The organism is Sinorhizobium saheli (assembly GCF_001651875.1).
Lineage (GTDB): Bacteria > Pseudomonadota > Alphaproteobacteria > Rhizobiales > Rhizobiaceae > Sinorhizobium > Sinorhizobium saheli.
In genome coordinates this window covers 59,330-80,486 of record NZ_LNQB01000061.1, presented here as the reverse complement: position 1 = coordinate 80,486, position 21,157 = coordinate 59,330, and the positions used below count along the sequence as shown (strand labels likewise).

Here is a 21,157-nt window from a genome sequence, read left to right as displayed (position 1 = left end):
TCAATTTTTCATCGATGGATCAAGAAAATTGATCGATTGTAATTGGCCCGATCGTCGCGCTCTATGCTTGCGTCGGCCTCGGATTCGCCTCCTGGAACGCATTGCCGCGAACGGTGCGCACCCTGGAAAGGAAAACCACCAGCGCGGCGACGATCAGGCAGCCCGCCAGCGCATAAGGCGCGCCGGCGAAGGGATAGGACGCCGCCGGGCTCGTGAAATAGCTGAAGATCTGCGTGAAGATGACCGGTCCGAGGATCGTCGTTATGCTTGAGATACTGGTGAGCGCGCCCTGCAGTTCACCCTGCGCGGACGGCGGTACGTGGACCGATGCGATGCTGCGCAGCGGCGGATCGGCGAGGCTTTCGAGCGCGGTCGCGACGATCACCGCATAGACCATCCAGCCCTGCCAGGCGGCCGCGTAGCCTGCCATCCCGAGCGCCGTGAAGACCAGTCCGAGCGTTGCCGTCCGCCGCTCCCCCAGCCTTGGCACGACGCGCGGCAGGACCACCGCCATCACCACGGCGCCGCCCACGCCGAAGATGCCGAGCGACAGCCCGATCTGACCTTCGCTCCAGCCGTAGCGGTAGGAGGAAACGAACGACCAGACCGCCGGGTAGACGGCATGCGCCAGCCAGTAGAGGAAGAAGACGAGGCAGACCCAGCCGATGCCGGGGTAGTTGCGCATCTGCTTGAGCGCGCCGAGCGGATTGGACCGATGCCACTCGAAGCGGCGCCGGTGCCGCCGGGCAAGCGTCTCAGGCAGCAGGAAGAGCCCTATGATGAAGTTGAAAAAGGAAAGCGCGGCCGCCCCGTAAAAGGGCACCCTCGGCCCCAATTCGCCGAGGAAGCCGCCAATGACGGGACCGAGGGCGAAGCCGGTGCCGAAGGCGATCCCGATCAGGCCGAAATTCTTGGCACGGTTTCCGTCGTCGCTGATGTCGGCGATATAGGCGGATGCCGTCCCGTAGCTGGCGCCGCTGATGCCGGCGAGGATGCGCCCGAAGAAGAGCATCCAATAGCTCGTCGCAAGGGCACAGATGAGGTTGTCGATCGCGAAGGTGAGCACCGAAGCAAGCAGGATCGGCCGGCGCCCGAAGCGATCGCTGAGATTGCCGATCAGCGGGGCGAAAAGGAACAGCATCGCCGAATAGACGAGCAGCAGCCATCCGCCGTCGATAGCCGCCTCCCCGACGTCCGCGCCGGTCAGTTCCTGAAGGTAGCTCGGCAGCACCGGGACGATGATGGCGATGCCCATGATATCGAGAAGGAGGATGAGGAAGACGAGGAAAAGCCCGCGCTTCACGAATTTGCTGTCGAGCATGCCTCTCCTCCTCGCGCCGAAGCGGAGACAGAACGTGAACGACGTCACCAATTAAGGTGTAACGCGTCCGCCGGACGGAAACAATACGTGAACATTTCAAAGTTTCTGATCGAAACCATCGCATCCGCTGATGGCGTGAGCAAGCCCAGCTACCGCTCTGCGTGCTGCCGCTGTTCCGCCTTCAGGAAGTTGACGAAGGCGCGAAGCGGCGCCGGAAGATGCCTGCGGCCGGCATAATAGAGGAATGGTCCGGGAAAGCTCGTGGTCCAGGGCTCGAGAATGGGCACCAGTCGGCCAGCCTCGATCTCCGGCATGAGGAACTCTTCGAAGGTGCGGATCACCCCCAGGCCGTCAACGGCCGCGGCGATTTCGAGATCGATGCTGTTTGCGACCACGGTCGCGGGCGGCGCCAGATTTATGGCCGAGTCGTCTTCGCCGAACTCCCAAGCAAGTGCGATGCCGTTCTGGAAGCGGTGGCGGATGTTCGCGTGTTCCAGAAGGTCGCGCGGATGCTCAGGCACGCCGTGCCGCGCGAGATAGTCCGGAGCTGCGGCCGTGATGTAGCGCTGCACGCGGGGGCCGATCGGAATGGCGATCATGTCCTTTTCCACGCGTTCCTCGTAGCGCACGCCGGCATCGAAACCCGCGGCGAGAACATCGATGAAACCGTCTTCCGCGGCGACCTCGATGTTGATGGCCGGATGCATCTTGAGGAAGCGGCCGACGAGCGGCGGCAGGACCGCGCGTGCGACGACGGTCGGCACGTTCAGTCTCAAGGTGCCGCCGGACTGTCGCGCAGGCTGCCGACCTGGTCGAGCGCCCCGGCGATCTCGCCCAGCGCCGGCGACAGCCGATCGAGCAACCGCCCGCCCGCCTCCGTCGGCGTGACGCTGCGGGTCGTCCGGTTGAGCAGCCTGACGCCAAGCCTCGCCTCCAACCGTCGCACGGCCTCGCTGAGTGCCGAAGCCGAGACACCGCGCTTGCGGGCAGCCGTCCGGAAGCTGCGCTCGCGCGCAACCGCGGCAAAGGCATCGAGATCGGCGAGCGGGAGTTCATTCATTGTACGAAAATCTGCACAGGTTGTTTGGTTCGTGCAGGATTATCGCACAGCGCAGCCTGAAGTAAACATTGCGTCGAACGAACGGCCTTAACTGAAGGAGAACGAGATGCGCATGGTTTCACTTGGAAATTCCGGTCCGCAGGTCGCCGCGATCGGGCTATGTCGGGCATGTATGGCCCTGCCGACCGCGCGGAAAGCATAGCTACCATCCATGCCGCGCTCGATGCCGGCATCACCTTGCTCGACACCGGCGACTTCTACGGCATGGGACACAACGAGATGCTGATCGGCGAAGCGCTCAAAGGACGCGCTCGCGATCAGGTGCAACTCAGCGTCAAGTTCGGCGCGCTGCGCGATGCCGCCGGCGGCTGGCTCGGCTATGACGGGCGGCCGAAGGCGGTGCGCAATTTCCTCGCCTATACGCTGCAGCGCCTCGGCGTGGATCATATCGATATCTACCGCCCTGCCCGTCTCGACGCCGACGTGCCGATCGAGGACACGATCGGGGCGATCGCCGACCTGGTAAAGGCGGGTTACGTGCGGCATATCGGGCTTTCCGAGGTCGGCCCCGAGACGATCCGGCGCGCGGCCGCCGTCCATCCGATCTGCGACCTGCAGATCGAATACTCGCTGATTTCCCGCGGAATAGAGGGGGATATCCTCCCGACCTGCCGTGAACTCGGCATTGCCATCACCGCTTACGGCGTATTGTCGCGCGGCCTGATCAGCGGGCACTGGCAGAAAGGCGCAGCCAAGAGCGGCGACTTCCGTGCGGTCAGTCCGCGTTTCCAGGAAGGCAACATCGACCGGAACCTCGCCTTGGTCGAGGCGCTCAGAAGCATCGCCGATGCCAAGGGAGTGACGGTCGCGCAGATCGCCATCGCCTGGGTCGCGGCACAGGGCGACGACATCGTGCCGCTCATCGGCGCACGCCGGCGGGACCGGCTTTCCGAGGCTCTCGGGGCGCAGGCCGTCCGCCTCGATGCGGATGACCTGGCGGCGATCGAACGCGCCGTCCCGAAGGGCGCCGCCGCCGGTGCGCGCTATCCAGAGGCCCAACTCGTGCACATGGACAGCGAAAGGCAGGCCTGACCGCTCAACCTCGCTCGAGGCGCGCGGTCAGACGGCGCCCGAGAAGGTGTCGCAGGCCGACATCTTGCCGCTGTCGAAGCCGCGCTTGAACCAGTTCATCCGCTGTTCGGAGGTGCCGTGGTTGAAGCTCTCCGGCACCACGTAGCCCTGCGTGCGCTTCTGCAGCGTGTCGTCGCCGATCTGCGTGGCCGCGTTCAGTGCCTCCTCGACGTCACCGCGCTCGAGCAGGCCCTTCTGCTCGGTATATCTGCCCCAGATGCCGGCGAAGCAGTCGGCCTGCAACTCGACGCGGATCGACATCTGGTTTGCCTCGGCCTCGCTCATGCGCTGGCGCATCTCGTTGAACTTCGGCAGCACGCCGATCTGGTTCTGCACGTGGTGACCGACCTCGTGCGCGAGCACATAGGCCTGGGCGAAATCGCCGGACGCATCGAACTTCTGCGCGAGTTCCTCGAAGAAGCTCATGTCGAGATAGACCTTGCGGTCGCCGGGGCAATAGAAGGGACCTGACGCGGCCGAGGCGAAGCCGCAGGCCGAGCGAACCGCGCCGCTGAAGAGCACGAGCTTCGGCTCCTCATATTGCTCGCCGCTTGCCTGGAAAATGCCGTTCCAGGTGTCCTCCGTCTCGGCGAGCACGGTCGCCATGAAGGCCTTCATCTCCTCTTCCTCGGCCGAACCGCGCGGCACTTGCGAGCCGTCGCTCTGCTCGAAGCCTGGCATGTTCGCCGGCCCGCCCTCGAGGATCTGCAGCATGTCTATGCCCATGGCCTTGAGCACGAAATAGAGAATGACGAGAAAGATCAGCGTGCCGAAGCTCATGCCGCCGCCGGCCCGGCGCATCCCGCCCCCGGTCGGAATGCGGAACCCGCCGCCGCGGCCGAAAGGACTGCCGCCGGGGCTCGCCCCGCGCTGATCCTCGACATTGCTGGATTGGCGGCGGCCCTTCCATTCCATGACCGAATCCTCCCGGTTATCTCAGAGCGACCACGCCGACGACAAACGCTTCGACCGCTCTGTGGTCGAAGAATGATATACGCCCCGGCCGCGATTCTTGTAAAACGCAATCGAGACCCCACGGTTTCACGACGGTGCTCATTTCCGGGCGCGGGCGGAAGAGCGTAAGCGGTTTGCGCCGGCAGGTTCGACCGGGGGAGCCCCTCATATCGCGCAAGCGCAACTATCTTCGCTTTATTGTCGATTCCGGAATTTTCGGGGTTCCGCTTGCCCAGACATTTGCCTATAAGCCGCTTCTAGCCTGAAAAGACCATCATTGCGCGACCCGGCCGGTGACCTCCCACCCTGGCCGGTTTTTCGCGCAGCCAGAAACGGATGATTGCCCATGCCGAAGCGCCAAGATATCAAATCGATCCTCATTATCGGCGCGGGGCCGATCGTCATCGGTCAGGCATGCGAATTCGACTATTCCGGTACCCAGGCGTGCAAGGCGCTGAAGGAGGAGGGCTACCGGGTCATCCTGGTCAACTCCAACCCGGCGACGATCATGACCGATCCCAATCTCGCCGACGCGACCTATGTCGAGCCGATCACGCCCGAGGTCGTCGCCAAGATCATCGCCAAGGAACGCCCCGACGCGCTGCTGCCGACCATGGGCGGTCAGACGGCGCTCAACACCGCCCTATCACTGCGCCGCATGGGCGTGCTCGACCGCTACAATGTCGAGATGATCGGCGCCAAGCCGGAGGCGATCGACAAGGCGGAGGATCGCGCACTCTTCCGCGAGGCGATGGCGCGGATCGGCCTCGAGACCCCGAAGTCGCGCCTGGCGAACGCCACCGACATCAAGGATCATGACCGCAAGGCGCACGAGGCCGAGCGCGCCGCGCTCAAGGCGAGGCTTTCGGGCGACGAACTCGACAAGGCGCTGGACGAACTGGAGAACCAGTGGAACCTCGGCGAAGGCGACCGCAAGCAGCGTTATGTCAACCATGCCATGGCGATCGCCGCCCAGGCGCTCGACGAGGTCGGCCTGCCGGCGATCATCCGCCCGTCCTTCACCCTCGGCGGCACCGGCGGCGGCATCGCCTACAACCGTTCGGAATTCTTCGAGATCGTCGGCAGCGGCCTCGATGCGTCGCCGACCACGGAAGTGCTGATCGAGGAGTCGGTGCTCGGCTGGAAGGAATATGAAATGGAGGTCGTCCGCGACAAGGCGGACAACTGCATCATCATCTGCTCGATCGAGAACATCGACCCGATGGGCGTGCACACGGGGGATTCGATCACCGTCGCGCCGGCGCTGACCTTGACCGACAAGGAATACCAGATCATGCGCAACGCCTCTATCGCGGTCCTGCGCGAGATCGGCGTCGAGACCGGCGGATCGAACGTGCAGTTCGCCGTCAATCCGGAGACCGGCCGCCTCGTCGTCATCGAGATGAACCCGCGCGTGTCGCGCTCGTCGGCGCTGGCTTCCAAGGCGACCGGCTTCCCGATCGCCAAGATCGCCGCCAAGCTCGCGGTCGGCTATACGCTCGACGAACTCGAGAACGACATCACCGGCGGCGCGACGCCTGCCTCCTTCGAACCGTCGATCGACTATGTCGTCACCAAGATCCCGCGCTTCGCCTTCGAGAAGTTCCCGGGCGCCGAGCCGACTCTGACGACCGCGATGAAGTCGGTCGGCGAGGTCATGGCGATCGGCCGCACCTTTGCCGAATCGCTGCAGAAGGCGCTTCGCGGCCTTGAAATCGGCCTCACCGGCCTCGACGAGATCGAGATCCCGGACCTCGACGATAACGGCGACGGCCGCAACGCCATTCGGGCGGCGCTCGGAACGCCGACGCCGGACCGCCTGCGCATGGTCGCCCAGGCGCTGCGCCTCGGCATGAGCGAGGCGGAGGTGCACGAGGCCTGCAAGATCGATCCGTGGTTCATCGCCCAGTTCAAGGCGATCGTCGACATGGAGGCGCGCATCCGCGAGCACGGACTGCCCCAGGATGCCGAGAACCTGCGCATGCTGAAGGCCATGGGCTTCTCCGACGCCCGGCTCGCGACGCTGACCGGCAAGCGCCCGAAGGAGGTGGCAGAACTCAGGAATGCGCTCAACGTCCGCCCGGTCTACAAGCGCATCGACACCTGCGCGGCCGAATTCGCCTCGCCGACCGCCTATATGTACTCGACCTATGAAACGCCCTTCGTCGGCGCCGCTCGTTCCGAGGCGCAGGTTTCCGATCGCAAGAAGGTCGTCATCCTCGGCGGCGGCCCGAACCGGATCGGCCAGGGCATCGAGTTCGACTACTGCTGCTGCCATGCCGCCTTCGCGCTGAAGGACGCCGGCTTCGAGGCGATCATGGTCAACTGCAACCCGGAAACGGTTTCGACCGACTACGACACCTCCGACCGGCTCTATTTCGAGCCGCTGACGGCCGAAGACGTGATCGAGATCATGCGCGCCGAGCAGGAAAACGGCACGCTCCACGGGGTCATCGTGCAGTTCGGCGGCCAGACGCCGCTGAAGCTCGCGGAGGCCTTGGAAAAGAACGGCATTCCGATTCTCGGCACCGCGCCGGATGCGATCGACCTCGCCGAGGACCGCGACCGCTTCCAGAAGCTGCTGATGAAGCTCGACCTCAACCAGCCGAACAACGGCATCGCCTACTCGGTCGAGCAGGCCCGCCTCGTCGCCGCCGAGATCGGCTTCCCGCTGGTCGTGCGCCCCTCCTATGTCCTCGGCGGCCGCGCGATGCAGATCATCCATTCGGAAAGCATGCTGCAGAGCTACCTGCTCGACACCGTCCCGGGCCTCGTGCCGGAGGACATCAAGCAGCGCTACCCGAACGACAAGACGGGCCAGATCAACACGCTACTTGGTAAGAACCCGCTGCTCTTCGACAGCTATCTCACCAATGCCACCGAAGTGGACGTCGACTGCCTGTGCGACGGCAAGGAGGTTTTCGTCTCCGGCATCATGGAGCATATCGAAGAGGCGGGCATTCATTCGGGCGACTCCGCCTGCTCGCTGCCTGTCCACACCCTCTCCCCTGATCTCGTCGACGAACTCGAGCGCCAGACGACGGCGCTTGCCAAGGCACTGAACGTCGGCGGCCTGATGAACGTGCAGTTCGCCATCAAGGACGGCACGATCTACGTGCTCGAAGTCAATCCGCGCGCATCGCGCACGGTCCCCTTCGTCGCCAAGACGATCGGCGCGCCGATCGCCAAGATCGCCGCACGCGTCATGGCCGGCGAGACGCTCGGCGATGCGATCGCGGCCTATGGCAGGAAGCCGGACCCGCGCAACCTGAAGCACATCGCGGTCAAGGAAGCGGTCTTCCCCTTCGCCCGCTTCCCCGGCGTCGACACCCTGCTCGGACCGGAGATGCGTTCGACCGGCGAGGTCATCGGCCTCGATACCGATTACGCGCTCGCCTTCGCCAAGTCGCAGCTCGGCGCCGGCGTCGACCTGCCGCGCGACGGAACGGTTTTCGTCTCGGTGCGCGACGAGGACAAGCCGGGCGTCCTGCCGGCGATCCGCGTTCTCGCCGATATCGGCTTCAAGGTCATGGCGACCGGGGGCACGGCCCGCTTCCTGGCTGAGCACGGCATCACCGCCACCAAGATCAACAAGGTCCTGGAAGGCCGGCCGCATGTCGAGGACGCGATCCGCAACCGGCAGGTCCAGCTCGTGATCAACACGACCGACGGCAACAAGGCGATCTCGGATTCGAAGTCGCTTCGGCGCGCGACCCTGATGCAGAAGGTTCCCTACTACACCACGATGGCGGGCGCCGAGGCAGCGGCCCATGCCATCAAGGCGCTGAAGGCAGGCAATCTCGAAGTGCGTCCGCTGCAGAGCTACTTCGACGCGTGACGCTCCCCGCCTGCGCATCTCCTGAACGCAGCCTGAACGCCCGGTTCAGGCTGCGTTCGAGCTCACCGTTGTTCATTGCCGCCATGCGCATCGAGCGCCGGCAGCGGCCGGTAAAGCGCAGGGCTGGGGCAATGAGATGCAGCTTTATTTCTTCGATCTTCATTGGGGCGACGAACGCTTCGTCGACGAGGAGGGCGTTGCCCATTTCGACGAAGGGTCGGCGCTCTACTATGCGCAGCGCATCGCCGACAAGATCGGCCGCGACTCCGATTACCGATCGCTGAAGGTCGAGGTGCGCACGAGCGACGGCCGCCTTCTGGCGACCATTCTGCCGTCGGAAGGCCGTCGCCGCGAGCAGGTCGCCCTCATCGGCCGTCATCCAGGCCCTTTCCGCCATGCGGCGGACGGCGCGGGTATGCCGGCCGCCATCCTCTGAGCGGCAGGCACATGCCGACCTCTGCGCCGTTCTTCGCTTACAAGGCGCGCTCCCGGCGTCGCATCAGCCGCAGGGTTCTGATGCCGAAGAACAGCGCGGCGGCGGCAACGACGCAGCCGAGCGCGAAGACGCCGAACAACGCCGCCGACATCACGCGATCGCCGGCGCCTTCGTCAAAGCCGCGGGCATTGGCGGTCACGCCGAAAACGGCGGCGCCGATCGCGTAGCCGGCCGATTGCAGCGTCGGCAGCAGCGTGGAGGTCCTGTCGCGTTCGTCGATGCTCGACACGTCCATCAGCAATTGGCTGAGTGTACCCCATGAGACGCCGAAGCCGGTTCCGATCGCGATCTGGCCGATGAAGACCAAGCGGTGCTCGCCGGTGCCGACGGCGAGTGTCAGCCCGATGAGGCCAAGCCACAGAAGCAACGGCCCCGTCCAGATCAACTGTACGCGGAAATCATGCGAACGCAGGCTCGCAACGAGTATCGCCGTTGCGCTCCAGGACATCGCCATCAGGGCGCTGGAAAAGCCGGCGGCGGTCGGACCGAACCCCCACAGGCGCTGGAGCGCATAGACCAGGTAGACGGAGCCCGAGGCTTGGGCGAGCGGCATCAGCAGGACGACCCAGAGACCCGTGCCGAGCGGGCGGCCGATCGCAAAGGCATTGAACGGCAGAATGGCGTCGGGCGACCGCCGATCCAATTTGATCGTGCTGACGAAAATCGCGAGCGCTGCCACCAGCAGGGCCGTCGTGGCGTAGACGCTGCCAGCCGTGTTCGAGAGCGAGATCAACAGGATGCCGAAGCCGAAGGCAATGATCCGCAGCAGCGGAATAGAGCCCGCCGCACTCCCGCCTTGCTGCGGCTTTGGAACGATCGCGACGACGAGCGCGATGAAGATCGCCGCCGCCGGTACGTTGACGAAGAAGGCGGCGCGCCACGACCAGTATTCCGTCAGCAGCCCGGAGATGAGCGGGCCGGCAAAGGCGGCGGTGGCCCAGACGATCGCTTCGGCGCCGAAGACCTTGGGCACGAGCCGCGGCGGGAAGAGTTCCGGGATCAGCGCGTAGCAGACCGCCGCGATGACCCCCTCGCCCAGCCCCTGCAGCAACCTGCCGGCGAGCACCTCCGGCATGCCGCTTGCCGCCGTGGCGATGACGGTGCCCGTGACGAAGACAAGTGCCGCGGCGATCAGCGTGCTGCGTGCGCCGAACCGGGCCTTCAGATTTGCCGCCAGGGCGCCGCCGACGATGGCGAAAACGAGGTAGAGCGTGAACGCCCAGGACAGCAAGGCCGCACCGCCGAATTCCGCGACCGCCGTCGGCAAGGCCGTCGAGACGAAGAATTCGTTGAAGGCAAAGAGCGCCACGCCGAGGCATAATGTCACCGTCGCGACCAGGGCGTCGGGCTGCAAGAGCTCGCGCCAGCGTCCCTCCGCCTCCTGCGTCACGTCGGCAGGCTCTAAATTCCGTTCGGCTAAACTCATGGATCCGGTTCCGTTTCTTTCGTTCATGGAACCAGCACTGATACAACCTCAAGTGCTGTTGAGGTAAAGAGGCTTTTTTCTCGGTCGCCGGTTTTGTTCGCGGCCGCTTCAACCTGTGGTATGCCATTGCCGGTGCTTTGACGACGGCGAAAAATCTGGCTTTCGCGCTGCCGTTTCTGCTATAAGGACGGTTCGGATGTTTCGGACGGTTCCGGCGCTTTCGCTCCGGGGACCGTTTTCTTTTGCGTCGGCGCTGCTGAAAGGTGGCGCCGAGTGCTTGATGAAGGATAGTGAAATGGTCGACAAAGTTCCGATGACCCAGGGTGGATTTGCCAATCTGCAGGAGGAGCTGCGCTGGCGCCAGCAGGAAGAACGCCCGCGAATCATCGAAGCTATCGCGGAGGCCCGCGCCCATGGCGATTTGTCGGAGAATGCCGAATACCATGCCGCCAAGGAAGCGCAGAGCCATAACGAAGGCCGCATCGGCGAGCTCGAGGATCTGATTGCGCGCGCCGAAGTGATCGATCTGTCGAAGATGTCCGGATCGAAGATCAAGTTCGGAGCGAGGGTGAAGCTCGTCGACGAGGACACCGAAGAGGAAAAGACCTACCAGATCGTTGGCGATCAGGAAGCCGACGTCAAAGCCGGACGCATCTCCATCTCCTCCCCCATCGCCCGCGCGCTGATCGGCAAGGAAGTAGGCGATTCCATCGAAGTCAACGCACCTGGTGGCTCCAAGGCCTACGAAATCCTGGCCGTTCACTGGGGTTGAGCGCCTTCGGGGGCGCCCTGCCCCCGTTCCGCCGACATGGCCCTTCCCTCACATGCCCCCTTTCTGACATGATTGTCGCTTGCGCGAGGAGAGCGCACACGTGGTCGATATCCGCGACGTCGAGGTGATCGCGCCCAATTTCAAGCGCCGCCTTTCGGGCGTCACCTCGACGATCATCCAGCTCGTTCCGGTTCAGCACGCCCTCGGGCAGAAGATTGCGGTTCTCGGGCCGGGGCTTCCGAGGAGCTTGCCGTCGGTCCGGTTTCGCGACCTGATCCAGCTATGGACGAAGCCGAAAGGCCGGCCCTGCCGCGTCTGGCATGCGCGCCGCAACGTCGAGATGCTTCCCGCGATCCTGCTGCGCGACCTGTTGCGCATGAAGATCCGGATCGTCTTCACGTCCGCTTCGCAGCGCCGTCACAGCGGGTGGAGCAAGTTTCTCATCCGCCGGATGGACGCGGTGATCGCCACGAGCGGCAAGACAGCTGCCTACCTCGAAGTGCCGAACACGGTGATCCTGCACGGGATCGACACCAAGCGCTTTCAGCCTCCCACCGACAAGGCCGAGGCGAAGACCGTTCTCGGGCTCGATCCTTCGATGAAGGTCGTCGGATGTTTCGGCCGCGTGCGCCGTCAGAAGGGAACCGACCTTTTCGTCGACAGCATGATCAGCCTCCTGCCCGATCGGCCGGACTGGTGCGCGGTCGTCGCCGGCCGGGCCACCGGGCCGCATCGCGGCTTCGAAGCCGAACTCAAGGAACGCGTCGCCAAGTCCGGGCTTGCGGATCGCATTCTCTTCGTCGGCGAGCACACCAACATTCCCGATTGGTACAGGGCGCTCGACCTCTTTGTCGCGCCGCAGCGTTGGGAAGGCTTCGGCCTGACGCCGCTCGAAGCCATGGCGACCGGCGTTCCCGTGGTGGCGACGGACGTGGGCGCCTTTTCGGAATTGGTGGCCGAGGGCGAGGCGGAGACGGGGCTCGTCATCGCGGCCGACGATCTCAAGGCGATGATCGACGCCACCGCAGCCTTCATGGACGACCCGTCGCGACTTGCGGCCGCAGGTGCCAACGGCCTGGCGCGGACCTGGAACGGATTCGCGATAGAAGCGGAAGCGCGGGCGATCGGCGCGGTCTACGAGAGCCTGATGCGTTGACCCTCCCCTGCAGGCGGCTATCGCCTGGAGGCAAACAACTTCAGATAGGCGTCGGCAATCGCGTCCTTGGAGAACTGGCTGACGAGCGTCTCGTGCCCGCGCGCGGCAAGCTGCTGCGCCAGTTCCGGCGAGTTGATGAGCCGCTCGATGGCGCCTGCAAAACCATTGGCGTCGCCGATGTCGACCATCAGACCGTTTTCTCCGTCGCGCATGAACCACTGCGGTCCTTCGGATCGGCTCGAGACGACCGGCGTTCCCTGCGCCCAGGCTTCCAGGATCACGTTGCCGAGCGGTTCATGGCTCGACGCCATCACAAAGACGTCCGCGGCCGCGAGGAAGGGTCGCGTGTCTTTCTGCCAGCCGGCGAAGCGGACGCGGTTGGAAACGCCGAGATCATCTGCGAGCTTTTGCAGCTTGTCGCGCTCCTCGCCGTCGCCGAGCAGCCAGAGATAGGCGCCCGGAAGTCTGGCGAGCGCCTCGATCAAGGTATGGAATCCCTTGCGCTCGACGAAGCGCCCCATCGACATCACGACCGGCGCATCGCTGGGCGTGTCGAGCATTGTCCGCTCCGCAGCCCGGACGCGCTCGGTGCTGGTGAAATTCGAGATCACCTTCGTTTCCCGCGTCCAACCGAGATCGCGGACGCGCTCGGCAATGCCGGGGGTATTGCACACGATGCAATCCGTGTTCCTGAAATAGCTGAGCCGCGTGGGGTAGTCGCCGAGACGGGAGATCTTGAGCGCGCCTTTGTAGTTCGGCATCAGTTCGCTCGCCCGTGGCGCCCAGGCCATCAACACGTCGGGCTTCTCCCGCCGGGCCATGTGCTTCACCCTCAACGGCAGCAGGATGCGATCGAGCGAGAGGTTGCGAAAGTGGCTTTCCCTGATTTTCGCGACGGCGTCGATGTCACGCCGCCAGCCGCGTCCGGGCCGGATGATTGCCGCCTGCTCGACGCCGCGTTCCGAAAGCGCATTGACGAGATGGACGAAAAAGCGCTCGGCGCCGCCATCCTTGCCGAAATGGAAGTGAATGACCTTCATCGCTTCGCGGTGCCCCTGGCGAATAGGTCGAGATAGGCGTCGGTGATCGCCTGTTCGGAAAACCGCGTGGTGAGCGTTTCGCGGCCGCCGGCGCTGAGTCGCTCGCGCAGCATGGGATCGTCGCGCAGCCGGCGGATGGCGCTTGCAAGGCCCTCGTCTTCGCCGCAGTCCACCATCAGCGCGTCGGTTTCATGCGTCATCACCCAGGACGGCCCCTCGGCGCGGGCGGCAATCGTCGGCTTTCCCGCACCCCAGCCCTCGAAGCAGACATTGCCGAGCGGTTCATGCGACGAGTTTATCGCAAAGACATCGCCCGCCGCGAGGAAGCCGTAGGCGTCTGTCCGCCAGCCGGCAAAGCGGACGCGGTCACGAATGCCGAGTTCATCTGTCAATTGTTCCAGTTGCGCCCGCTCCGGACCATCGCCGACAAGCCAGAGATAGGCTCCTTCCACCTTCCTGACGGCGCGGATGAGCCCGTCGAAACCCTTCCGCTTGACGAAGCGGCCCATACCGACGACGACGAAGGCGTCCGCGGGCGTTTGCATCTCGGCACGGTCGACCGGCGGCACGGGGGCGGCCCGCGTGAAGTTGGCGATGACCTCGACGTCGCGTTTCCAGCCGAGCGCCCGGACCTTCGCGGCCATGTCGGGGGTGATGCAGACGAGCGTTTCGACGTTCGTGTAGTAGCCGAGATGTTGAGGGTAGTCGCCGAGGCGGGAAATGCGAAACGCGTTGGCGTGCGCCGGCATGAAGCGGCTGGCGCGCAGTTGCCAGGCCATGATCACGTCCGGTTCGAACTCACGAAGGATGCGGTTCATCCTCCACTTCAAAAGGAAGCGCGACAGCGAAATGCGCCGGAAAACGCCCTCGTAGATCGTCGCGCTTGCCTCTATGTCCTTGCGCCAGCTCCGGCCCGGGCGGATCAGCACGCGCTGCTCGACGCCTCGCTTGTGCAGCGCATTGACGAGGTTGACGAAGAAGCGCTCGGCTCCGCCCTCCTGGCCGAAATGAATGTGCATGACCTTCACGCCGAATCCCCCTGCACCCATCAGCGCGAAAGCGCATCGTCCACGTTCGGGCGTGCCTTGAGCGCATGCCGCTGATAGATCTTGGCAGCCGTCAGGAAGGCGTAGACCGCGCCCGTCATGGCCTCGATGAAGCCGGACAGGCCGCATCGCCAGAGGCCGTTGCGAAAGTAGAGCCTGAGAAAATAGAGCGGCGGCCCGAAGACGAGCTTGTAGAAGCGCGGCGGTTTGCCGGCCTCGACCTGCTGGTCGGCCTTCAGGGTCGAATACTTGTTTTCCTTCAGGATCTGCTCGTCCATCTGCAGAGGACGAAAATGCAGGAGACTGCCTGTTGCCGCATTGCCGACCCTGCCGTCGGGCACGATGCCCTCATGGACCTTCTGGGTGAGATCGTAATGTCCCCTCTCCCGGCGGATCAGCCGCAGGTTTCGTCGCTCGTGAACATTCTCGGGCGTGTATCCGTAGCCGATCAGATAGGGGCGGCGCGCCACGCGCCATCCAACGATGTCGTCCGGGGCGGCGAGGAGATCCGGCAGCAGCCTGCGGAGCGCCGCGTCGAGCCTCTCGTCCGCATCGATGTTGAAGCACCAGGGCTGGGTGCACTGCTCGAGGGCGAATTGCTTTTGCCCGGCATAGCCGCGCCATGCCTCATGCATGAAGCGGATCGGCCAACCCGCATCGATATAGGATTGCACCAGGGCGACCGTCCCGTCCGTCGAGCCGGAATCGACGATCACGATCTCCGCGCATTGCGCCAGGCTCTCGATGCAATTGCCGAGATAGGCCTCTTCGTTCAAGCAGATGATGAAAGCGGAAAGCGGCAGCCTCGGGTTCATGCGGCCGCCCCAATTCGCCGCCTGCGCGGGGCATGCGCGCTTTCGTCCTCGAAATGTCTCAATTCTTTCCGCCTGGCGAAGCCTCGGGTTGGATGCGCGGCAGCGAGAGGGCCACGCATCTTAGATTTCCACCTGACATGCGTCCTTGACTTGACGGATCGTCAACATGGTCCGGACCGTATCGACGTTTTCGGTTGCGGTCAGTTCCTCAATAACGAAATCCTGAAAGCTCGCAAGGTTCTCGGCCACGCATTGAAGCAGAAAGTCGGACTCTCCCGAGACCATCCAGGCCTCGCGCACAAGCGGCCACGACGCCGTGCGGGCGGCGAAGGCCTTGAGATTGGCGTCCGACTGGTGTTTGAGGCCGACCATGCAGAAGGCGACCAGGTCATAACCGAGGGCGGACGCGTTCAGAAGCGCCCGATAGCCGCGGATGACGCCCGCTTCTTCGAGTTTGCGAACACGGCGCAGGCAAGGCGGGGCGGAAATTCCCACCCGCTCGGCCAGTTCCACATTCGTCATCCGGCCGTTGGCCTGCAGTTCACGCAGGATCTTCATATCGATGGCATCGAGCTCGACGCGTACCACCATTGCCCAACATCCCCATTTTTCGTCGGCCTGGCGGATGAGGCCTTATTGCCCGCCAATACTCTGCCGCTGCAGCGGACTGCGTCCCTTGTTCCTATGTGGGTAGCACGTAACCGAATGTCGAAACGAGAGCACTTGCGGTTGCATGCACAAAAACCTTGAGCAGCCGGCTGCCTGGATCCGGCCGCCGCCACCGTTGTCCGACGGTCCGTCCTCATTGGCGATCTTGCGTGAAAACGATGCAAAAATGCCCGATCTGGTGTCAAATTGAGGTTGGTGACGCAACCACTTGTGTGTATCAGGCGGCGTGCCCTTGAAAGTGCGCGCTGTGAATACCTAAAGTAAGGCAATATTTTGCCATTATTGAACCGCACCGGGTGATGCCGCCTCCGGCTCTCCGGCGAATGAAGGACAAGAGCATGACCGCCCGCCACACCAAAGTGCTGATCATCGGTTCCGGCCCCGCCGGCTACACCGCCGCGATTTACACGGCGCGGGCGATGCTTTCGCCGGTTCTCATCGCGGGCATGGAACAGGGCGGGCAGTTGATGATCACCACGGATGTGGAGAATTATCCGGGCTATGCCGATCCGGTCCAGGGACCGTGGATGATGGAGCAGATGCTGAAACAGGCGACCCATGTCGGCGCGGAGATCGTCAACGATCTCGTAACCGATGTCGACCTCTCCATCCGCCCCTTTCGCATCCGGACGGACAGCGGCACGGAATGGACGACGGATGCACTGATCATCGCGACCGGCGCCAAGGCGAAGTGGCTCGGCATCGAAACCGAGCCGACTTTCATGGGCTTCGGCGTTTCCGCCTGCGCCACCTGCGACGGCTTCTTCTATCGCAACAAGGACGTCATCGTCGTCGGTGGCGGCAACTCGGCGGTCGAGGAAGCGCTTTATCTCTCCAACCTGGCGAAGACGGTTACGGTCGTGCACCGCCGCGATGCTTTCCGGGCCGAGAAGATCCTGCAGGAACGTTTGTTCGCGAAGCCGAACGTCAAGGTCATCTGGGACCACGAGGTCGTCGAATATCTCGGCACGGCCGCCAAGCCGCCGATGCCGGCCTCCGTCACCGGCGTGAAGCTTCGCAACACCAAGACGGGTGAGACCTCGGAGATGGCGATCGACGGCGTCTTCGTCGCCATCGGCCATGCGCCGGCCGTCGAACTGTTCAAGGGCAAGCTGCGCCAGAAGCCGAACGGCTATCTCTGGACCGCGCCGGATTCGACCGCCACCGATGTCGCAGGCGTCTTTGCCGCCGGCGATGTCACCGACGACATCTACCGCCAGGCGGTCACCGCGGCCGGCATGGGCTGCATGGCGGCGCTCGAGGCGGAGAAATATCTGGCGGGTCACATGCCCGTCGCAATTGCAGCCGAATAGAAGCTGCGAAACGGGGCGCGCGCTTGAAGGCGTGACGTCCCGCATGGGAACAGATGCATCGGTCACCTCGGGAGGACGGACAGCCGAATTCTCCGAGTGATTCTTTATGGGGGCTTTTATGTCGCTGGACTGGGACAAACTGCGCATATTTCATGCGGCGGCCGAGGCCGGCTCGTTCACGCACGCGGCAGACAAGCTCCACCTCTCGCAATCGGCGATCAGCCGGCAGGTCAGCGCGCTCGAGCAGGACGTGGGCATCAAGCTGTTTCACCGCCACGCGCGCGGCCTGATCCTCACCGAGCAGGGCGAAATGCTTTACCGCACCGCCCATGAAGTGCTGATGAAGCTCGAAAGCGTCAAGGCGCAGCTCAGCGAGACGACGGACAAGCCGAGCGGCAAGCTGCGCATCACGACCACGGTGGGGCTTGGCCAGGGCTGGCTGACCGACAAGATACAGGAGTTCATGTCGCTCTATCCGGACATCCAGGTGCAGCTCATCCTCGACAATGAGGAGCTTGACGTGAACATGCGTCATGCCGACTGCGCCATAAGGCTGCGCCAGCCGCAGCAGTCGGATCTCATCCAGCGCAAGCTCTTCACCGTCCACATGCATGTCTATGCGGCGCCGTCCTACATCAACAGGTATGGCGAACCGCAATCGCTCGATGACCTCGACAATCACCGCATCATCACCTTCGGAGAACCGGCGCCGAACTACCTGCTCGACGTCAATTGGTTGGAAATCGCCGGGCGGGATCCGGACAATCCGCGGATCTCCCATCTGCAGATCAACAGCCAGACCTCGATCAAGCGCGCCTGCCTCCTCGGCATCGGCATCGCCATGCTGCCCGACTATATCGTCGGCCGCGACCCCGGGCTGATCCAGCTGCCGATCAGCGCGGAAATCCCCTCCTTCGACACTTATTTCTGCTATCCGGACGAAATGAAGAACGCCGCCAAGCTGAAGGTCTTCCGCGACTATATTGTCGCCAAGGCCCGGAACTGGAATTTCTGACGCGCGATTTCGGTCTGCCCGATTTTGTGGCACACGCCATTCATCGGCCTGGGCTTTTGTTTTTCAAAGACATGCGGCCTTTGAAGTTCCACCGGCCTTGCGCGTCTGACAAGGCTCGCGGCGCTGCGGGTCGATCGGGCCTTTTCGCGGGGCTGCGTTCGTGTGCGATGCAAAAATGGGCAGGGATGCGCACATGGCATGGCTGACATGCATATTAAATGATTGCTGCGAGCCCAAAAAAGCAGCATACAGAACCCAGCTGATGCATCTTTGGTGGCTTCTCCTCCCAGTGCCACCGCAGCAGCTGTTCCCCTCTGGAGGTTCTAATTACCTTCACAACTACAAGGGCCCAAGTCTTCTTGCGGCCCTCTTTTTTTGCCCTGGCGCCGCCGCCTGCAGCCCGCAGTTGCGAAATTCTGTGGCAGACCCATTGAAAGCCGGAATGGCGCTTCCCATATTGAATTCGGCTGATGCACCTAGCGGCTTTCTCCTCCCCAGCCGCTGCACCAGCTGTTCCCCTCTGGAGGTTTGAAAACCTTCATAACTGAAGGGCCCAAGTTCTCTTGCGGCCCTCTTTTTTTACCCATCGACAGGACAGATCGCCCGACTGACCCCGATGTTCACGTCTCAGATTGCACGATGGTCGCTTGAGCCCGAGGGAGAGCCGATCGCTACACGATCGAGCCGCCTTTTGCCGGTCCGCTGGCGCGGGCAGCCGGCGATGCTCAAAGTGGCTGAGGAGGCCGAGGAAAGAGCCGGCGGCGTCCTGATGCGCTGGTGGGACGGCTGCGGCGCCGCACGCGTCTATGCCCATGCCGGCGATGCCATCCTGCTCGAACGGGCGGAAAGCCGTTGCTCGCTTTTTCACATGGCAATGACCGGCAGCGACGACCGGGCGACGCGAATAGTCTGTCGCACCGTCGCCACCCTTCATGCGGCACGGACGAAGCCGCTGCCGGCGCTCGTTCCGCTCGAGCGATGGTTCGAGGCGCTGGAGCCGGCCGCCAATGCCCAGGGCGGGGTTTTCGAGGCATGCCGGAACGCGGCGCGGTTCCTTCTTGCCGAACCGCATCCGCCTGCCGTGCTCCATGGCGACATTCATCACGGGAATATTCTCGACTTCGGCGACCGCGGCTGGCTCGCCATCGATCCGAAGGGGCTCTACGGAGAACGCGGCTTCGACTACGCCAATCTCCTCTGCAACCCGGAACTGGCCGTGGTCACCGCACCCGGCCGGCTGCAGAGACAGCTGGCGATCGTCGCGCGGGAAGCGCAGCTCGAACCACGCCGGATGCTTCGCTGGGTGCTCGCCTATGCCGGGCTTTCCGCCGCCTGGTTTCTGCAGTCCGGTGAAAGCGCGCAGAGCAACTTGACTCTGGCGGCGATTGCCGCGAGCGAGTTGTCAGGCTAAGCCGGGCCGTATGGAGGAGCATATGATCAGGGATGCAGTCGAAGCGGATCTCGAAGCCATTCGCGATATCTACAATGACGCGGTGGCGAACACGACGGCGATCTGGAACGAGACTCTTGTCGACGTCGCCAATCGCGCCGCCTGGCTGAAGGCGCGCAATGCCGCCGGCTTTCCGGTCCTCGTCGCCGTGTCAGACACGGCAGAGGTCGTCGGCTATGCTTCCTTTGGAGAGTGGCGCGCCTTCGATGGCTATAGGCACACGGTGGAGCACTCGGTCTACGTGCGGGCCGACCAGCGCGGCGCCGGGGTCGGGCGGGCGCTGATGCTGGCGCTGATCGAGCGCGCAGAAGCTTTGGGCAAGCATGTCATGGTCGCTGGTATCGAGTCGGGCAACCTGGGCTCGATCCGCCTGCATGAGCGATTGGGTTTTCGTGAGACCGGCGTCATGAAGGAAGTCGGCACGAAATTCGGCCGCTGGCTCGACCTGACGTTCATGCAACTGATCCTGCGCACGGGGTCGCCCGAATGAAGTCGCCGGCCGGCGGTTTTTCATCGCTCGCGAAGGTGCTATCTATGGTGCTCGCCTTCGTCGCTGAGGAGCCCTATGGTCGAGCAAGGCAGAGCGGGCAGATGCCGCATCTGGGGTAACCGAATGGGACGTCTGGCGCGCGCCGCAGCGGCCGCCCTGCTGGCCTGCGCCTTGTGCATCGCTGATCTCGCCGGTGTCGCCCATGCGCGCACCGACGCGCCTGTCTCTCCGAAATGCCTGTACTCCGGCGTTTCCGCGGCCGACCCGGCCGTCCGGCTCTGCATCAGCAAGGAGCATTTTGCCCGGGACGTCTGCACGATCATCGAGCATTATGCCGTGGCGCATGACCTTCCCGCCCCCTTCTTCGCCCGGTTGATCTGGCGCGAGAGCCTGTTCCAGCCGGACGCCATCAGCCCGAAGGGCGCCGAAGGGATCGCCCAGTTCATGCCGGGGACGGCAAAACTGCGCGGCCTTTCCAACAGTTTCGACGCCGTGGCATCGCTCGGCAAATCGGCCGAATATCTGAGCGAGCTCAAGAGCCGCTACGGAAATCTCGGTTTCGCCGCCGCCGCCTACAATGCCGGCGAGGCCGGGCTCGAGCGCTTTCTGGAGAACGATTGGCTGCCCTACGAGACCCGCGATTACGTGCTGGCGATCACGGCTCATACGGTCGAGGACTGGAAGGACAACCCGCCGAAGGCGCTCGACATCGCGCTCGACAAGGACAAGAGCTTTCTCGATGGTTGCGTGGCGCTGGCCAATACGCGGCGCCTGCGCGAGATCGTCGTCGCCGACGAGGCGGCCTGGGCCCCCTGGGGCGTGCAGATCGCTGCCCACTATCAGAAGTCGCGGGCACAACGCCTTTACCTGAACGCCATCAAGCGCTTGCCGGCGCCGATCAACAGCGAAAAGGCCGTTCTCGTGCGCGAACGCAATGGCAGCTTTGGAGCAAGGCGCCGTTATGCAGCCCGCATCGGCCGGCAGACGCGTGCCGAGGCGGATAAGCTCTGCGCCGCCATCCGTAAGAGCGGCGGCGCCTGCGTCGTCTTCCGGAATTGACCGGCGCGTCGCTCGGGGTCGCCGTAACGATCGACAGGAAAAAGCCCGCCGGTGAAGGCGGGCCTGAGATGCTTGGAGCGGCATGCGCAGACATGCATTCGCGCCG

Annotated in this window: 16 protein-coding genes and 2 pseudogenes; 10 read left to right on the top strand and 8 right to left on the bottom strand. The window is 63.9% G+C overall.

What is annotated here, in order from left to right; translation table 11 throughout:
* Positions 1 to 61: 61 nt before the first annotated feature.
* A complete protein-coding gene (locus tag ATB98_RS06305) occupies positions 62 to 1,321 on the bottom strand; it encodes a TCR/Tet family MFS transporter (RefSeq protein WP_066870682.1) in 1,260 nt (419 codons plus the stop codon).
* Between the two features lie 149 nt (positions 1,322 to 1,470).
* Positions 1,471 to 2,381, bottom strand: a pseudogene (locus ATB98_RS06300) (LysR family transcriptional regulator).
* Between the two features lie 106 nt (positions 2,382 to 2,487).
* Between ATB98_RS06300 and ATB98_RS06295 the strand changes: the two are divergent.
* A pseudogene (locus ATB98_RS06295) lies at positions 2,488 to 3,473 on the top strand (aldo/keto reductase).
* Positions 3,474 to 3,500: 27 nt separating this feature from the next.
* Here the strand turns inward: ATB98_RS06295 and ypfJ are convergent.
* The gene (gene ypfJ, locus ATB98_RS06290; RefSeq protein ID WP_066870679.1) at positions 3,501 to 4,427 is read right to left on the bottom strand and encodes a KPN_02809 family neutral zinc metallopeptidase; all 927 of its coding nucleotides are present in this window, start codon (positions 4,425 to 4,427) and stop codon (positions 3,501 to 3,503) included.
* Between the two features lie 385 nt (positions 4,428 to 4,812).
* Here ypfJ and carB point away from each other — a divergent pair, with 385 nt between their 5' ends.
* Entirely contained in the window at positions 4,813 to 8,304 is a 3,492-nt protein-coding gene (gene carB, locus ATB98_RS06285) for a carbamoyl-phosphate synthase large subunit (protein ID WP_066870676.1), read from the top strand.
* Between the two features lie 136 nt (positions 8,305 to 8,440).
* Positions 8,441 to 8,740, top strand: a complete 300-nt coding sequence (locus tag ATB98_RS06280; RefSeq protein ID WP_066870673.1) for a DUF6894 family protein — start codon at positions 8,441 to 8,443, stop codon at positions 8,738 to 8,740.
* Between the two features lie 37 nt (positions 8,741 to 8,777).
* On the opposite strand, the gene ATB98_RS06275 is transcribed toward ATB98_RS06280, so the two are convergent.
* Entirely contained in the window at positions 8,778 to 10,226 is a 1,449-nt protein-coding gene (locus ATB98_RS06275; protein WP_066870670.1) for an MFS transporter, read from the bottom strand.
* Positions 10,227 to 10,521: 295 nt separating this feature from the next.
* On the opposite strand from ATB98_RS06275, the gene greA reads away from it, so the two are divergent.
* Both greA and ATB98_RS06265 read left to right on the top strand, forming a co-directional pair.
* Complete coding sequence (greA, locus tag ATB98_RS06270; RefSeq protein WP_066870667.1) at positions 10,522 to 10,998, top strand: transcription elongation factor GreA; 477 nt, start codon at positions 10,522 to 10,524, stop codon at positions 10,996 to 10,998.
* 100 nt (positions 10,999 to 11,098) lie between these two features.
* Positions 11,099 to 12,154: a glycosyltransferase family 4 protein gene (locus ATB98_RS06265; protein ID WP_066870664.1), complete on the top strand. Its 1,056-nt coding sequence runs from the start codon at positions 11,099 to 11,101 to the stop codon at positions 12,152 to 12,154.
* A 17-nt stretch (positions 12,155 to 12,171) separates the two neighbouring features.
* Here the strand turns inward: ATB98_RS06265 and ATB98_RS06260 are convergent, their stop codons facing one another.
* From ATB98_RS06260 to ATB98_RS06245, 4 genes are all read right to left on the bottom strand, one after another.
* Positions 12,172 to 13,194 carry a glycosyltransferase gene (locus tag ATB98_RS06260; RefSeq protein WP_066870661.1) on the bottom strand — a complete coding sequence of 341 codons (1,023 nt, stop codon included), beginning with the start codon at positions 13,192 to 13,194 and terminating at the stop codon, positions 12,172 to 12,174.
* The gene (locus tag ATB98_RS06255) at positions 13,191 to 14,222 is read right to left on the bottom strand and encodes a glycosyltransferase (RefSeq protein WP_066870734.1); all 1,032 of its coding nucleotides are present in this window, start codon (positions 14,220 to 14,222) and stop codon (positions 13,191 to 13,193) included. Before ATB98_RS06255 ends, ATB98_RS06260 begins: the two co-directional genes overlap by 4 nt.
* Before the next feature lie 20 nt (positions 14,223 to 14,242).
* Entirely contained in the window at positions 14,243 to 15,055 is an 813-nt protein-coding gene (locus tag ATB98_RS06250; protein WP_066870658.1) for a glycosyltransferase family 2 protein, read from the bottom strand.
* Between the two features lie 120 nt (positions 15,056 to 15,175).
* Positions 15,176 to 15,646, bottom strand: a complete 471-nt coding sequence (locus ATB98_RS06245) for an Lrp/AsnC family transcriptional regulator (RefSeq protein ID WP_066870655.1) — start codon at positions 15,644 to 15,646, stop codon at positions 15,176 to 15,178.
* A gap of 416 nt (positions 15,647 to 16,062) precedes the next feature.
* Between ATB98_RS06245 and trxB the strand changes: the two genes are divergently transcribed.
* From trxB to ATB98_RS06220, 5 genes are all read left to right on the top strand, one after another.
* A complete protein-coding gene (gene trxB / locus ATB98_RS06240) occupies positions 16,063 to 17,037 on the top strand; it encodes a thioredoxin-disulfide reductase (RefSeq protein ID WP_066870733.1) in 975 nt (324 codons plus the stop codon).
* 118 nt (positions 17,038 to 17,155) lie between these two features.
* The gene (locus ATB98_RS06235) at positions 17,156 to 18,052 is read left to right on the top strand and encodes a LysR family transcriptional regulator VtlR (protein ID WP_066870652.1); all 897 of its coding nucleotides are present in this window, start codon (positions 17,156 to 17,158) and stop codon (positions 18,050 to 18,052) included.
* 616 nt (positions 18,053 to 18,668) lie between these two features.
* Entirely contained in the window at positions 18,669 to 19,463 is a 795-nt protein-coding gene (locus ATB98_RS06230; protein ID WP_066870649.1) for an aminoglycoside phosphotransferase family protein, read from the top strand.
* Between the two features lie 22 nt (positions 19,464 to 19,485).
* Positions 19,486 to 19,992 carry a GNAT family N-acetyltransferase gene (locus tag ATB98_RS06225; RefSeq protein WP_407695284.1) on the top strand — a complete coding sequence of 169 codons (507 nt, stop codon included), beginning with the start codon at positions 19,486 to 19,488 and terminating at the stop codon, positions 19,990 to 19,992.
* Between the two features lie 75 nt (positions 19,993 to 20,067).
* A complete protein-coding gene (locus ATB98_RS06220) occupies positions 20,068 to 21,051 on the top strand; it encodes a transglycosylase SLT domain-containing protein (RefSeq protein ID WP_066870643.1) in 984 nt (327 codons plus the stop codon).
* Positions 21,052 to 21,157: the final 106 nt, after the last annotated feature.